Source organism: Nonomuraea recticatena (assembly GCF_039533245.1).
Classification (GTDB): Bacteria; Actinomycetota; Actinomycetes; order Streptosporangiales; family Streptosporangiaceae; genus Nonomuraea; species Nonomuraea roseola.
The window spans coordinates 129,552-143,867 of the sequence record NZ_BAAATE010000011.1 but is presented as its reverse complement, the minus strand read 5'-3'; the positions used below and the strand labels follow the sequence as shown (position 1 = coordinate 143,867).

Here is a 14,316-nt window from a genome sequence, read left to right as displayed (position 1 = left end):
AGTGCCAGCCCTACCATCCCCGGTAGTGCGATCTTGACGTGAAGAAGGCGGACGGCGTCACTGTGCGCGCGGCCGCGAGACGGAAGCCTTGGGACATCACCTTCCGAATCGAGGCCCCCCATGACCGTCCTGCTCGAACGACCGGCGACACCGGTCAAGTCCAGGGACACCTTCATCGACGTCCTGAGGATCGCCGGGATGGCCCTGGTGGTGCTCCAGCACTGGACGATCCCCGTACTGGCCTACGACGGTGTCCGCCTGACCACGGGCAACGCGCTGTCCACGCCGGGCGTGTGGGTGATCACCTGGATCAGTCAGGTCATGCCCCTGGTGTTCTTCGCCGGCGGCGCGGCCAACGCGATCAGCTTCCGCCGCGCCCACGGCACGGCGCCCGCGTGGCTGGCGGTACGGCTGCGGCGGCTGGCCTGGCCCGTGCTGCCGCTGGCGGCGGTGTGGATCCCCTTCCCCCAGGTTCTGGCCACGCTCGGGGTGCCCGAGCAGCCGCTCGAGGTGGGCTCGCGGCTGACCGGTCAGCTGCTGTGGTTCCTCGCCGTCTACGTGATCGCCGTCACCGCGACGCCGCTGATGCTGAGGCTGCACGACAGGTACGGCCTGCTCGCCCCCCTGGCCCTGGCCGGCGGCGCGGTCGTCACCGACCTGGTCAGGTTCACCTCTGGCCTCGACGCGATCGGCTACCTCAACATCCTGTTCGTCTGGCTCGCCGTCCACCAGCTCGGCTTCCTCTACGCCGACCGCCGCATCACGCGCCCGGGGCTGCTGGCCGTGGCGGGGTTCGGCGCGGCGGCCCTCCTGGTGGCCTTCGGCCCCTACCCGGGCAGCATGATCGGCCTGCCGGGGGCCGAGATGTCGAACATGGCGCCGCCCACGCTCGCCATGCTGGCCGTCTCCCTCGGCCAGGTGGGTCTCGCCACGCTGCTGCGGCCGTGGATCACCCGGCTGCGTACCGACCGGCTGGTGGCGTGGGCGGGGCCGAGGATGATGACCGTCTACCTCTGGCACATGCCGGCGCTGTTCGCGGTGACCGGAGTGGTGGTCGTGGCGCTGGGCGCCGACACCCCCTCGCCGGGGAGCGTGGGCTGGCTGCTCGGCTGGCCGGCGTGGTTCGGCGCGCTCTGCCTGGTGCTCTGGCCGCTGCTGCGCGGCTTCGCGCGCTTCGAGGAGCCGCCCGCCCTGCCGTACGGCAGGGCCACGTGGGGCACGTCGCTGGCGGCGGCGGCGCTGGTGGGCGGCGGTCTGCTGGGCCTGACCGTCTACGGCTTCGCGCCGGGGGGCGCGCCCGTCCTGTCGACGCTGGCCATCGCGGGCGGCCTGCTGCTCACCGCTCCCCGCGCCCGGCTCTGAGCCTCACCGGGGGGCCTCACCGAGGGGGTGGAGGTGGGCACCGCCGAGGGGGTGAGGGACGGCGGCTCCTCTCGCAGGTGCGGCCCGAGGAGGGTGGCCCACGCCCTGGCCATCTTGGCGTACTCCTGCTCGCAGCGCATCGCCCGTTCCACCGGCAGGGAGCCGTCGGCGACCAGGGGCAGGAAGGCGTTGTGGTTCGAGCCGTACAGATAGCACATGACGTTGTAGTAGCGCTGGCCGCTCAGCGAGTGGTCGCCGGCGAAGTCGTCCTGTTCCAGCGGCCCCGTCTCCGTCTCCTTCGACATCCTCCCCCACGCCTCGATCGTGCTGATGATGGAGCCGTAGTCCTTGTCGTCCTCGGCCTCGGTGATGAGCACCAGCGCCGACAGCTGGTCGACGGCGTCCTCCTCCTTGCCCGTGGTCGGCAGGTCGTAGAGGTCGATCAGGGCGTGCCCGAGCTCGTGGAAGTAGATGCCGTTGAGCGCGCCCACCACGTGCTCGCCGACCTCCTGCGCGGTCGGCTTCTCCTCCCCCTTCGCGGGCTTGGAGAACAGCTCCGCCAGGTAGTCGGCCATCTCGTAGCACATGGTGAGCGTCCGTTCCTCCTCGTCGTAGAAGGCGTTGGCCGTGTCGCACTGCTTGGCGATCACCGGGATGTTCTGCGGCGGGACGAACCCGTCGTTGGCCGCCTCGGCCCACTTCTCGACCAGACGGTTCTCCCGCATCTTCTTCTCCGTCGGGAGCAGCGCCTTGTCCCGCGGCGTCTCGTACGAGGGGACGAATGCGAACGTGCCCGTCGCACTGGGCGTGGGCGTGGGCGTGGCGGGCGCGGCGGTCGTGACGGTCGGGGTGACCGGGGTCTCCCGCGTGGGCTGCGTGGTTCCACACCCGGCGAGCACGACGGCCAGCACGACGGCCACGAGCGGTCGAGGTCTCATCACACTATGGAATCAAATCGTTACGCTGGGCTGTCCACCGGGTGTCCCTTGACAAGATCTCGTTAACCGGTTGCCCGCTGAACTTGGCAAGATGGAGAGGGTGAGCCTCATAGACCGCCTTCCCGAAGAGATCGACGCCGATCCCGATGCCATCTTCGACGCGTTCGTCGCGTGGAACTCCGAACGGGGGCTCACTCTCTACCCCGCCCAGGAGGAGGCGCTCATCGAGGTGGTCTCCGGCAACAACCTGATCCTCTCCACCCCGACGGGGTCGGGCAAGAGCCTGGTGGCGGCCGGCGCCCACTTCGCCGCGCTCACCCGCGACCAGCGCACCTTCTACACCGCGCCGATCAAGGCGCTGGTGTCGGAGAAGTTCTTCGACCTGGTGTCGCTGTTCGGCACCGAGAACGTCGGCATGATGACGGGCGACGCCAGCGTCAACCCCGGCGCCCCGATCATCTGCTGCACCGCCGAGATCCTCGCCAACGTCGCGCTCCGCGACGGCGCGGCGGCCGACATCGGTCAGGTCGTCATGGACGAGTTCCACTTCTACGCCGAGCCCGACAGGGGCTGGGCGTGGCAGGTGCCGCTGCTGGAGCTGCCCAATGTGCAGTTCGTCCTGATGTCGGCCACGCTCGGCGACGTCACGATGTTCAAGGACGACCTCACCCGCCGCACCGGCAGGGAGACCTCGGTCGTCAAGCACACCGAGCGTCCCGTCCCTCTCGTCTACTCCTACCGGATGACGCCTCTTCACGAGTCTCTCGAGGAGATGCTCAGCACCGGGCAGGGCCCCGTCTACGTGGTGCACTTCACCCAGGCCTCCGCCATGGAGCGGGCCCAGGCGCTCATGTCCATCAACATGTGCTCCAAGGCCGAGAAGGAGGCCATCGCCGCGATGATCGGCGGCTTCCGCTTCACCACGAGGTTCGGCAAGGCCCTGTCGCGGCTGGTGCGCCACGGCATCGGCGTCCACCACGCCGGCATGCTGCCGAAGTACCGCCGCCTGGTCGAACGCCTGGCGCAGGCCGGGCTGCTGAAGGTCATCTGCGGCACCGACACCCTCGGCGTCGGCGTCAACGTGCCGATCAGGACCGTGCTTTTCACCGCGCTGTCGAAGTACGACGGCAACAAGGTGCGCCGCCTGCGCGCCCGCGAGTTCCACCAGATCGCGGGCAGGGCGGGCCGCGCGGGCTTCGACACGATCGGCTACGTCGCCTGCCAGGCCCCCGAGCACGACATCGAGAACGCCAAGGCGCTCGCCAAGATCGGCGACGATCCCAAGCGCCGCCGCGGCTACGCCCGCAAGAAGCCGCCGGAGGGCTTCGTCGGCTGGAGCGAGGAGACCTTCGAGAAGCTGCAGACCGCCGAGCCTGAGCCGCTCGCCTCCCGCTTCAAGGTCAGCAACGCCATGCTGCTGGCCGTCATCAACAGGCCGGGCGACTGCTTCGCCGCGATGAAGCACCTGCTGACCGACAACCACGAGGACCGCAAGTGGCAGCGGCGGCACATCAGCCAGGCCATCGCGATCTACCGCTCGCTGCTGGCGGGCGGCGTGGTCGAGCAGCTGGCCGAGCCCGACGAGCAGGGCAGGAGGGCCAGGCTCACCATCGACCTGCAGGAGGACTTCGCGCTCAACCAGGCGCTGTCCACCTTCGCCCTCGCCGCCTTCGACCTGCTCGACACCGGCTCGCCCAGCTACGCCCTCGACATGGTCTCGATCGTGGAGTCCATCCTCGACGACCCGCGCCAGGTGCTCGCCGCCCAGCTCAAGAAGGCCAGGGGTGAGGCCGTCGCGGAGATGAAGGCCGACGGCATCGAGTACGAGGAGCGGATGGAGGCGCTGCAGGAGGTCATGTACCCGATGCCGCTCGAGACGCTCCTGCTCGGCGCCTACGAGACCTACAGGCGCGGTCACCCGTGGGTGGGCGACTACACCGTCAGCCCCAAGTCGGTGGTGCGCGACATGTACGAGCGGGCGATGACCTTCACCGAGTACATCCAGGTCTACGACCTGTCCAGGTCGGAGGGTGCGGTGCTGCGCTACCTGGCCGACGCCTACCGCACGCTGAGCCGTACGATCCCCGAGCATCTGAAGACCGAAGACCTCGTCGACCTCATCGAGTGGCTCGGCGAGCTGGTGCGTCAGGTCGACTCGTCGCTGATCGACGAGTGGGAGAAGCTCAGCAACCCCGAGAGCGCGCTGGAGGAGTCGCAGGCGCTGGAGACCAAGGTCAGGCCGGTCACCGGCAACCCCCGCGCCTTCAGGGTCCTGGTCAGGAACGCGATGTTCCGCCTGGTCGAGCTGTGCGCCGTGGAGAAGGAGGCCGAGCTGGCCGAGCTCGCCCCCGATGTCGACTGGAGCGCCGCGCTCGACGCCTACTACGACGAGCACGAGGAGATCCTCACCGACGCCGACGCGCGCGGGCCTGGCCTGCTGCGCATCACGGAGGAGAAGGAGCTCTGGAAGGTGCGGCAGGTCGTCAAGGACCCCGCGGGCGACGGCGACTGGGGCATCGACGCGCAGGTCGACCTGGCCGCCTCCGACGAGGAGGGCCGCGCCGTCCTGCACGTCATGGGCCTGAACCGGCTGTGACCCCGGCGTCGGCGGGGTTCAGAGGGCGGTGAACGTGTGCCGGAACGGACTGGCAAGGACGTTCCGGCACACGTCTCCCTCAAGGGTCGCCGTCAAGACCTTGCGTTCGTGTCATGATCACGTCTCAAGGTCGTGACAATCAGCACGAGGCGATCGAGCAGATCTTCGCCAGCATCTTCCTGGCGTCCTTGGTCTGGGCCGCGAAGTCGCTCGCCGCCGGCTTGCCCCACTCCCCCGCCTGCGAGTAGAGCACCAGGGCGTTCCCCCTGCGCGTCACGATCGCCCGCTCACCGCCGATCGCCGCCCTGCGCCCGTCGTAGCTCTGGCCCGTCACCGCGAGCCCTTCGTCCCCGAGCGCCGCCTTCTTGCCCGCGTACCGGTAGTCGGGTCCTTGAGACTTGACCGTGGCGCACGTCCGCAGCGCCGAGCGCAGCCCCGCCATCGCCTGCGTGGCGAGGTCGGCGGAGGAGAAGAGGATCACCTGCTCGGACCTCTGGAAGTCGGGCACGGAGGTGTAGACGATCGTCCGCGCCGCGACCCTGCCCGCCGAGGCGAGCTTCGCCTTGTCGCAGGGGTTCACGGTCAGCCGCGCCGACGTGCGGCCGCTGACGGCCCAGTTGGTCTCCGGGTTGTCGTCCTTCGTGGCCGCGGCCTTCTCCCACAGCAGGAAGCCCTGGGGGATGGTGGCCGAGGGAGTGGCGGTGAGCGCGAGCGCCCCGGCGAGCAGGAGGTTGGTCATCACGCAGGGTCAGACGTTCAAGGTCGTCGAATGGTTCAAAATGGCGGTATGAACGACGAAGAGATCCGGCGGGTCCTCGGGCTCCTCCACCAGGACGACACGCTCAGGGCGTTCGCCTCGCTGGTGCTCGGCCAGCCCCCTGAGCAGGGTGAGGAGTGCCTGGAGCGGCTGGGCCGCGGCGGGCTCGCCGTCAGGGACGAGGACGGCGGCTGGCGGGCGCGGCCCGAGCGCTTCCGCGAGCTGCTGAAGGCCGCCGCCCCGCCGGCGCGCAGGCTGACCGGCGAGGAGCGGGTGCTGGAGGCCTTCCTCGTCGACGGGCGGCTGAAGGAGATCCCCGCCAGGTGGGAGAAGCGGATGGTCGTGCTGCGCCACATCTCCAGGGTCTTCGAGCCCGGCGTCCGCTACCCCGAGAAGGACGTCAACGTGCTGCTGCGCGCCTTCCACGACGACCACGCCGCCCTGCGCCGCTACCTCGTCGAGTCAGAGCTGCTGTCCAGGGAGGCCAACGTCTACTGGCGCAGCGGCGGCCCCGTGGACCTGTAGCGGGCCCCGGCCGCCGCCTGCCGCCTAACCGCCGAGGTACTTCTTGGCGCCGTCGTGCAGCTGCACGGGATCGGTCTTGACGGCGGTCTCCTTGGTGATCTCCGAGGCCGCCTTGGAGACGGCGACCAGGTCGGCGTGGTGGTCGAAGATGAGCTTGGTGATGCTCTCGGCCAGCGCGGCGTCCATCGACTCGTTGACCACCAGCAGGTTGGGCACCACGATCGTGGCCACGTCGGCGGGCGCCTGGTAGACGTCCTTGCCGATGCTGCCGGCCGCGTAGACCTGACCGTGCTCGGCCTGGAGCTTGGGCAGCACGTCGTCGAGCGGCACGAAGACCGCCTCGGCCTTCAGGCTGGTGGTCAGGTCGGTGATGCCCGGCGTGGGCAGGCCGCCCGACCAGATGAGCGCGTCGAGGCCGCCCGACTTCATGGCGTCGACGCTCTCGGGCAGGCCGAGCGCCTGCCTGGTGACGTCCTTGTCGGGGTCGAGGCCCGCCGCCTTGAGCAGGCGCAGCGCGATCACCTCGGTGCCCGAGTTGGGCGAGCCGGTGGAGACGCGCTTGCCCTTGAGGTCGGCGATGCTCTTGATCCCCGAGTCGGCGGTGGCCACGACCTGCGTGTAGTTGTTGTAGAGCCTGGCGATCGCCCTGATCGGCTGCGGCGAGGTGAAGGCGCCCTTGCCCTGCACGGCGTCGGCGGCCGAGTCGGCGAGGGAGAAACCGATGTCGGAGTCGCCCTTCACCACGCGCTGGATGTTCTCCACCGAGGCGCCCGTCGCCTCCGCGGTGGCCTCGTAGCCGGGCAGGTGCTTGGTGATCAGGTCGGCCAGGCCGCCGCCGAGGATGTAGTAGACGCCTGTGGTGTTGCCGGTGGCGATCGACAGCCGCTTCCCCGCTCCGGTGGTGCTCTGCTCGGCCCTCTCGGCGCCTCGGTCGCCGCCGCAGCCGGTCAGGGCGGCGGCCAGCGCCGCCGCCACCACGATGGACAGAACCCTCATGTGCGTCTCCTCACTAGATGGACGGCCAGCGCCAGCAGTGCGAGACCCGACCCGATCGCGATCGGCACCGGCGACAGGACCAGCAGCAGCAGCGCGGCCACCCCGCACAGCACCCGCTCGACAGGGCCCGCGAGCCCGCCGGTGGCCACGGCGAGCACCACGACCGCCAGCGCGGAGGCCGCGAACGTCCAGGCGATCTGCCAGGGTGTCCCCTGCCCCAGCAGCGCCCCTCCAGCCGGCGTCAGCACGAACGCGAAGGGCACCAGGAAGGCGGGCAGGGAGTACTTCCACGTCGCGATCATCGTCCGGTAGGCGTTGCCACCGGTCAGCGCCGAGGCGGCGAACGCCGACAGCGCGGTCGGCGGGCTCACCTCCGACAGCACCGCGTAGTAGAAGATGAACATGTACGCCTCGGGGAAGCTGACCCCGAGCTTGGTCAGCGCGGGCCCGATGATGACGGCCGCGATGACGAACGACGCGGTCACCGGCACGGCGAGGCCGAGCAGCAGCACCGCCACCGCGCACATCACGGCCGTGGCGATCAGGTTGCCGCCCGACAGGCCGACGATGAGCGAGCTGACCTTCAGGCCGAGCCCCGTCAGCGTGACGACCGCGACGATCGTGCCGGCCGCCGCGCAGGTCGCCGCCACGGGCAGCACGCCCTTGACCCCCGCCGCCAGGGCCTCGGCGGCCCTGCGCGGGGTGAGCGCGTGCTCGCGGTCGAGGAAGGACAGCGCGAAGGCCAGCAGCGTCGCGTAGACCACCGCGCGGAAGGGCGACTGGCCCATCGCCATCAGGATGACGATCACGAACAGCGAGCTGAAGTGGTAGCCGAACCGCCTGACCAGGGGCCACAGCCGGGGCGCGTCGACCTGGACGGCCCGCGTGCCGTACTTCCTCGCGTCCATCTCGATGGCCAGGAAGATGCCCAGGTAGTAGAGCACGGTCGGGATCGTGGCGTAGAGCAGCACCTGCAGGTAGCTGACCCTGAGGTACTCGGCGATGATGAACGCCGCGGCGCCCAGTGTGGGCGGCGACAGGATCGCGCCGATGCCCGAGGCGGCCAGCACGCCGCCGCCCTGCTCCCTCGGGTAGCCGGCGCGCTTGAGAATCGGCCAGGCCACGCTGCCGACGCTCACCGTGGTGGCCACGCCCGAGCCGCTGACCGTGCCGAGCAGGAAGCCCGCCAGGGTGACCGTACGGCCGGGGGCGGAGCGCGACCTGCGGAAGGCGGCCATCGACACGTCCACGAAGAACTTGCCCGCGCCGGAGTGGTCGAGCACCGCGCCGTAGATGGTGAACAGGATGATGTAGGTGGCCGCCACGTCGAGCGGCACGCCGTAGACGCCCTCGGTGCCCATGGTGAAGGCGACGACGATGCGGTCGAGGTCGTAGCCCTTGTGCCCGATCGACCAGCCGACGGGGATCCAGCCACCCCAGTAGGCGTAGGCGACGAAGGCCAGGCAGACCGCGGGCAGGATCCAGCCGACGGTCCTGCGCGCCGCCTCGAGCACCAGCACGGTGATCGCCAGCCCCGCCGCGATGTCGAGCGTGGTCGGGTCGAAGGCGCGCCTGATGAACTCGTCGAAGACGACGAGCGGGTAGAGGCAGGCCGCCAGCGCCAGCGCCGCCAGCAGCCAGTCGAGGACCGAGGGCCGCTCCTTGTCGCGTCCGAAGCACACGAACACCAGCGGCAGCACGACGGCGAGGAAGCCGATCCTGTACGGCTGGATCGCGCCGGGGAAGAACGTCCACCACAGGACGTAGAGGGCCAGGCCGAGCGAGATGACGGTGACGAGCGCGGAGACCCGGCCGCCGAGCTTGCGCACGGGCCGTTCGGCGTCGTATTCGGCGATCAGGTCCTCGGTGGAAGAGGCGCTCACGGTGGGCAAGTTACCCACGTGAACCGACAGTAAGTCAAGAGATCGTCTGCCGGCGGGCACGCCGGGCGCTCAGCCGCCTGAGATGTCGGACTCGGCGTCCTCGGGCACGACGCAGTCGTAGGGATCGTCGAGCCAGCCGTCGGGCAGGTGTACCCTGTCGCGCTCGCCGGACTTGCCGCGAGGGGTGTCGGTGTTGGGCGGCCACGGCTGGTCGCGCTCGAGCTTGGCCAAGCTCGAGCGCAGTCCTTCGAGCGACTCGGCCGTCGCCAGCTCGCGCCGCAGGTCGGCGCCTACGGTGAAGCCCTTCAGGTACCAGCCGACGTGCTTGCGGAAGTCGGCGATGGCGTAGCGCTCGATGTCGAAGCACTCGGTGAGGCCCTCGGCGTGCCTGGCCATCGTGTCGGCCACCTCGCCCAGAGTGGGCCTGGCCCGCTCGTCGCTGCCGTTGAAGGCGTTCTCCAGATCCCTGAACAGCCACGGCCTGCCCAGGCAGCCGCGCCCGACCACCACGCCGTCGCAGCCGGTCTCGGCCACCATGCGCAGCGCGTCGTCGGCGCTCCAGATGTCGCCGTTGCCGAGCACGGGGATCTCGGTGACGGCCTCCTTCAGGCGCCTGATCGCCTCCCAGTCGGCGACGCCGCCGTAGTGCTGCCTGGCCGTACGGCCGTGCAGCGCGATGGCCGCCACGCCCTCCTCCACCGCGATGCGTCCCGCGTCGAGGTAGGTGAGGTGGTCGTCGTCGATGCCCTTGCGCATCTTCATCGTGACGGGCAGCGCGCCGGCGTTGGCGACGGCCGCGCGCAGGATGCGCCGCAGCAGGTTGCGCTTGTACGGCAGCGCCGACCCGCCGCCCCTGCGCGTCACCTTGGGCACCGGGCAGCCGAAGTTGAGGTCGATGTGGTCGGCGAGGTCCTCTTCGGCGATCATCCTGGCCGCCCTGCCGACGATGTCGGGGTCGACGCCGTAGAGCTGGATGCTCCTCGGGCGCTCGGAGTCGGCGAACCGGATCATGCGCATGGTCTTGGGGTTGCGCTCGACCAGGGCCCTGGTCGTGATCATCTCGCACACGAACAGCCCGGCGCCCTGCTCGCGGCAGAGCACCCTGAACGGCGCGTTGGTGATGCCCGCCATGGGCGCGAGCACCACCGGCGGCCACACCTCAAAGGGCCCAATCTTCACCTGTTAAGTTCTAGCGCACGTCGAGCCGTGAGTGTTATTCGCGGATAGGGTGTGGCCAGGGATCGTCCAGCGACATTCGGAGGCCATGGATGCTTCTGCGACTGCGCATCGCGCTGCCCGACAGGCCAGGGGCCCTCGGTCAGATCACCCGCGTGCTGGGCGTCGCAGGCACCGACATCACCCAGGTCACCGTGCTCGAACGCGGTGGCGGCAGGGCGCTCGACGACTTCACGCTCTTCTGCCCCGAAGGCACCTCGAAGGAGGCGCTGGCCAAGAGCCTGCTGAGCGTGCCCGGTGTGACCGTCGAGGGCGTGTGGACCACCCGCGAGGCCCCCGGCACCTATCCCGAGCTGGAGATCCTCAAGTACATCACCACCGCGGGCGACAGGGCGCTGTCCACGCTGATCGACTCCATGCCCGTCCTTTTCAGCGCCGACTGGGCGGCGGCGGGCACCGACAAGGAGCCCCGCTCCCTGGTCTACTCCAGCTGGCGCGCCCCTGCCGACGTGCCGCTGCCCGAGGCCGTCCCGCCCAGGCCCGTGGCCTCCACGCTCGAGTCGGGCCTGCACATCATCGCCGCTCCCCTGCCCCCGCTGGCGCTCACCCTCATGCTGGCCCGCTCGGAGGGGCCCGCCTTCCACCGCATGGAGGTGCACCGCCTGACCAGGATCCTGGAGATCTTCCTGACCCTGCCGTCGACCGAGCGGATGGTGGCACGGCAGCTCCGCAGGGGCGAGTGATGACGCATCCGCTCGGAAACTCCGCTAGAGTTTTCTCTGTCGCCGCGAACGTGCGGCAACGCGGAAGTGGCTCAGTGGTAGAGCATCACCTTGCCAAGGTGAGGGTCGCGGGTTCGAATCCCGTCTTCCGCTCGGAGAGGCCACATCGTAGGCCTCGCTCGGTGGAGTGGCCGAGAGGCGAGGCAGCGGCCTGCAAAGCCGTCCACACGGGTTCAAATCCCGTCTCCACCTCGGACGATTAGCTCAGCGGGAGAGCGCTTCCCTGACACGGAAGAGGTCACTGGTTCAATCCCAGTATCGTCCACCAGAGCAGCCCCAGGTCAGCGACCTGGGGCTTTCTGCTGTCCCCCGCGGGGGGCGGACCTCGACGGCCACGGACCCTCGTCTGACCCTCCGGCTGCTGAGGCCGTACCTTCGAAGGCATGACGGAACAGAGCACGGACGTGGACGTCGTCGTCATCGGCGCCGGTCCCGCGGGTGAGAACGTGGCAGGGCGGGTGGTGCGCGGCGGGCTGTCGTGCGCCGTCGTGGAGGATCATCTGGCGGGTGGTGAGTGCTCCTACTACGCCTGCATCCCCAGCAAGGCGCTGCTGCGCCCCGTGGAGCTGGCCGCCGAGGTGGGCAGGGTGCGCGGGCTGAGGCTGGAGGGCCCGATCGACGTGCCCGCCGTCCTGGCCGCCAGGGACAAGGCGGTCGCCGGGCTCGACGACAGCGGCCAGGCCGGCTGGATCACCGGCCTGCCTGCCACCCTCGTGCGCGGCAGGGGACGCGTGGCGGGCGAGCGGCTCGTGGAGGTGAGCGGCCACGACGGCACGGTGACGCGGCTGCGCGCCAGGCACGCGGTGGTCCTGGCGACCGGCAGCGTCCCCGTCGTCCCCGACGTTCCCGGGCTGGCGGCGGCGCGGCCCTGGTTCAGCAGGGACGCCACGACGGTGAGTGAGGTGCCGGGCAGGCTGGTGGTCCTCGGCGGCGGGGTGGTGGCCTGCGAGATGGCCCAGGCCCTGCACGCCCTCGGTGCCACCGAGACGACGCTGCTGGTGCGCGGCGACCGGCTGCTCGGGCGGATGGAGCGCTTCGCCGGGGAGCTGCTGGCCGACTCGATGCGCGAGGCGGGCGTCGACGTGCGCATGGGCGCGAAGGTCACGGGGGTCGAGCGCGCGGCGGACGGCGGGCCCGTCACGGTCCATCTGGCGGGTGGGGAGCAGGTGGAGGCCGACGAGCTGCTGGTGGCCACCGGCCGCCGTCCCGCCACCGACGGCCTCGGCCTGGACCTCGACGGCGCCGTCGAGGTGGACGACAGCATGCGGGTCCCCGGCTCCGACTGGCTGTACGCCGTGGGCGACGTCAACGGCCGCAACCTGCTCACCCACATGGGCAAGTACCAGGCGCGGGTGTGCGGCGACGTCATCGCCGCCCGCGCCGCCGGCCGCCCCGACGACGCCCCCTCGCTGCGCGACAGCGCCGACGGGCGCGGCGCTCCTCAGATCGTGTTCACCGATCCGCAGGTGTGCGCGGTCGGCCGTACGGAGGAGGCGGCCCGCGCCGAGGGCTTCGAGGTACGGGTGGTGGAGTACGACCTGGGCAACGTGGCGGGCGCCTCGCTGATGGGCGAGGGGTACAAGGGCCGCGCGAAGGCGGTCGTCGACGAGCGCCGCAGGGTGCTGCTCGGCGTCACCTTCGCGGGGCCCGCGGTCGCCGAGCTGCTGCACGCGGCCACCATCGCGGTCACGGCCGAGGTGCCGTTGGAGACGCTGTGGCACGCCGTTCCCGCCTTCCCCGCCGTCAGCGAGATCTGGCTGCGCCTGCTGGAGGAGTACGGGCTCTGACGCGTCGCCTCGGCAGTGATCTGCTCGGCAGTGATCTGCTCGGCCGTGGCGGCGGGATCTCCCGCCCGTGGCAGCCGGTCGCCGTTCGCCGCGGGGGATAGTGTCGCCGTATGAGGATCACGACGGTGCAGGGGGACATCACCGAGCAGGAGGTGGACGCCGTCGTCAACGCCGCCAACTCCTCGCTGATGGGCGGCGGCGGGGTCGACGGCGCCATCCACCGGCGCGGCGGTCCTGCCATCCTCGACGAGTGCCGCGCTCTCAGAGCCTCCAGGTACGGCAGGGGCCTGCCGACGGGCCAGGCCGTCGCCACGACCGCGGGGAACCTGCCGGCCCGCTGGGTGATCCACACGGTCGGCCCGGTCCACTCGCGCGACGAGGACCGCAGCGCGCTGCTGGCCTCCTGCTACCGCGAGTCGCTCAAGGTCGCCGACTCCCTGGGCGCGGCGACGGTGGCCTTCCCCGCGATCTCGGCAGGCATCTACGGATGGCCGATGGACGACGCCGCCCGCGTCGCCGTCACCACGGTCAGGGCGGCGAGCACCTCGGTGGAGGAGGTGCGGTTCGTCCTGTTCGGCGCGGACGCGCTGGCCGCCTTCGAACGTGCGCTCAGCGGGTGAGCATCGGCGAGACGGCCGAGTAACCGAGCCCCGTGGAGATCTGGTCGGCCCGCTCGATCACCTTCAGCGCCAGCTCGTCCTGGCGGTTGGGCAGGTCCACGGCCGACAGCGGCCCCGACACCGACAGCGCCGCGACCACCCTGCCCGAGCGGTCGCGCAGCGGAGCCGCCAGGCACGCCCTCCCGAAGGCCAGCTCCTCCACCTCGGTGGCGTAGCCGCGGGTCCTGACCTCGTCCAGCTCCGCCGTCAGGGCCCGCAGGTCGCGGACGGTCCTGGGGGTGTAGGCGGGGTAGGCGGCGCCGATCAGGGCCTCGATGTCGTCCGCGCCGAGGTCCGATAGCAGCGCCTTGCCCATCGCGGTGGCGTGCAGCGGCCCCTTGCTGCCGATCATCGTGTACGCCCTGGGGGCCAGCCTGCCCTCGAAGTGGCACAGGTAGAACAGCGCGTCGCCGTGCCGTTCGGCCACGTTGGCGCCGAGGCCCAGCTCCCCCGCCAGCTCCTGGGCGAGGCTGCGCGCCTGCCGGTGCACGGGCGACTGGTTGAGCGCGACGCCTGCCAGCCCGACGACGGTGGGTCCGAGGCGGTAGAGGCCGCTGCGCTCGTCGTGGGTGACGAAGCCGAGGGCCTCCAGGGTGCCGACCAGGCGCGAGACCGTGGACTGGCCCAGGCCGGAGAGCTGGGCCAGCTCGGAGATCCTCCGTTCGGGGCTCTCTGCCGTGAACGCTTGCAGCAGCGACAGTGCGCGCTCGACGCTCTGGGTGCCGCCGCCGACCTCGCGGGTGCTGGGCCTGGGCATCGGCCTCCGATCTCATGCGTAGGAAAGTCATCCAGATGACGGATGATACATCGGATCCTGTCCCGTCCCCCGGGTGAAGGGGACGGGGACGCTCAGCC

Annotated in this window: 12 protein-coding genes and 3 tRNA genes; 9 read left to right on the top strand and 6 right to left on the bottom strand. The window is 70.6% G+C overall.

The window, feature by feature from the left end; genetic code table 11:
- Positions 1 to 120 precede the first annotated feature (120 nt).
- Positions 121 to 1,362: an acyltransferase family protein gene (locus tag ABFX50_RS22405; protein ID WP_346149230.1), complete on the top strand. Its 1,242-nt coding sequence runs from the start codon at positions 121 to 123 to the stop codon at positions 1,360 to 1,362.
- Here the strand turns inward: ABFX50_RS22405 and ABFX50_RS22400 are convergent.
- Positions 1,272 to 2,300, bottom strand: a complete 1,029-nt coding sequence (locus tag ABFX50_RS22400; RefSeq protein ID WP_346149228.1) for a DUF4344 domain-containing metallopeptidase — start codon at positions 2,298 to 2,300, stop codon at positions 1,272 to 1,274. The genes ABFX50_RS22405 and ABFX50_RS22400 overlap by 91 nt on opposite strands.
- Before the next feature lie 91 nt (positions 2,301 to 2,391).
- On the opposite strand from ABFX50_RS22400, the gene ABFX50_RS22395 reads away from it, so the two are divergent.
- Entirely contained in the window at positions 2,392 to 4,896 is a 2,505-nt protein-coding gene (locus ABFX50_RS22395) for a DEAD/DEAH box helicase (protein ID WP_183659671.1), read from the top strand.
- Between the two features lie 139 nt (positions 4,897 to 5,035).
- On the opposite strand, the gene ABFX50_RS22390 is transcribed toward ABFX50_RS22395, so the two are convergent.
- On the bottom strand, positions 5,036 to 5,638 hold the full coding sequence (locus ABFX50_RS22390; protein ID WP_346149226.1) for a hypothetical protein: 603 nt from the start codon (positions 5,636 to 5,638) through the stop codon (positions 5,036 to 5,038).
- A 45-nt stretch (positions 5,639 to 5,683) separates the two neighbouring features.
- On the opposite strand from ABFX50_RS22390, the gene ABFX50_RS22385 reads away from it, so the two are divergent.
- A complete protein-coding gene (locus tag ABFX50_RS22385; protein WP_183659669.1) occupies positions 5,684 to 6,178 on the top strand; it encodes a DUF2087 domain-containing protein in 495 nt (164 codons plus the stop codon).
- 24 nt (positions 6,179 to 6,202) lie between these two features.
- Here the strand turns inward: ABFX50_RS22385 and ABFX50_RS22380 are convergent, their stop codons facing one another.
- The 3 genes from ABFX50_RS22380 to dusB form a co-directional block, all read right to left on the bottom strand.
- Positions 6,203 to 7,174: a TAXI family TRAP transporter solute-binding subunit gene (locus tag ABFX50_RS22380; protein ID WP_346149224.1), complete on the bottom strand. Its 972-nt coding sequence runs from the start codon at positions 7,172 to 7,174 to the stop codon at positions 6,203 to 6,205.
- The gene (locus tag ABFX50_RS22375; protein WP_346149223.1) at positions 7,171 to 9,057 is read right to left on the bottom strand and encodes a TRAP transporter permease; all 1,887 of its coding nucleotides are present in this window, start codon (positions 9,055 to 9,057) and stop codon (positions 7,171 to 7,173) included. The genes ABFX50_RS22380 and ABFX50_RS22375 overlap by 4 nt, the downstream gene beginning before the upstream one ends.
- Before the next feature lie 69 nt (positions 9,058 to 9,126).
- The gene (gene dusB / locus ABFX50_RS22370) at positions 9,127 to 10,236 is read right to left on the bottom strand and encodes a tRNA dihydrouridine synthase DusB (RefSeq protein ID WP_312895983.1); all 1,110 of its coding nucleotides are present in this window, start codon (positions 10,234 to 10,236) and stop codon (positions 9,127 to 9,129) included.
- A gap of 89 nt (positions 10,237 to 10,325) precedes the next feature.
- Here dusB and ABFX50_RS22365 point away from each other — a divergent pair, with 89 nt between their 5' ends.
- The 6 genes from ABFX50_RS22365 to ABFX50_RS22340 all read left to right on the top strand — a co-directional run bounded on the left by ABFX50_RS22365 (position 10,326) and on the right by ABFX50_RS22340 (position 13,422).
- Positions 10,326 to 10,976, top strand: a complete 651-nt coding sequence (locus ABFX50_RS22365; RefSeq protein ID WP_346149221.1) for an ACT domain-containing protein — start codon at positions 10,326 to 10,328, stop codon at positions 10,974 to 10,976.
- Between the two features lie 60 nt (positions 10,977 to 11,036).
- Positions 11,037 to 11,108, top strand: a tRNA-Gly gene (locus ABFX50_RS22360).
- 28 nt (positions 11,109 to 11,136) lie between these two features.
- Positions 11,137 to 11,207, top strand: a tRNA-Cys gene (locus ABFX50_RS22355).
- A 1-nt stretch (position 11,208) separates the two neighbouring features.
- Positions 11,209 to 11,283: transfer RNA gene (locus ABFX50_RS22350), tRNA-Val, on the top strand.
- Positions 11,284 to 11,398: 115 nt separating this feature from the next.
- Entirely contained in the window at positions 11,399 to 12,802 is a 1,404-nt protein-coding gene (locus tag ABFX50_RS22345; RefSeq protein WP_346149219.1) for a dihydrolipoyl dehydrogenase family protein, read from the top strand.
- Positions 12,803 to 12,912: 110 nt separating this feature from the next.
- Positions 12,913 to 13,422 (top strand): O-acetyl-ADP-ribose deacetylase, encoded by a 510-nt coding sequence (locus ABFX50_RS22340; protein WP_346149217.1) that lies wholly within the window; start codon positions 12,913 to 12,915, stop codon positions 13,420 to 13,422.
- Here the strand turns inward: ABFX50_RS22340 and ABFX50_RS22335 are convergent.
- Positions 13,412 to 14,218: an IclR family transcriptional regulator gene (locus tag ABFX50_RS22335; protein WP_346149215.1), complete on the bottom strand. Its 807-nt coding sequence runs from the start codon at positions 14,216 to 14,218 to the stop codon at positions 13,412 to 13,414. The two genes, ABFX50_RS22340 and ABFX50_RS22335, sit on opposite strands and share 11 nt — an antisense overlap.
- Positions 14,219 to 14,316 lie beyond the last annotated feature (98 nt).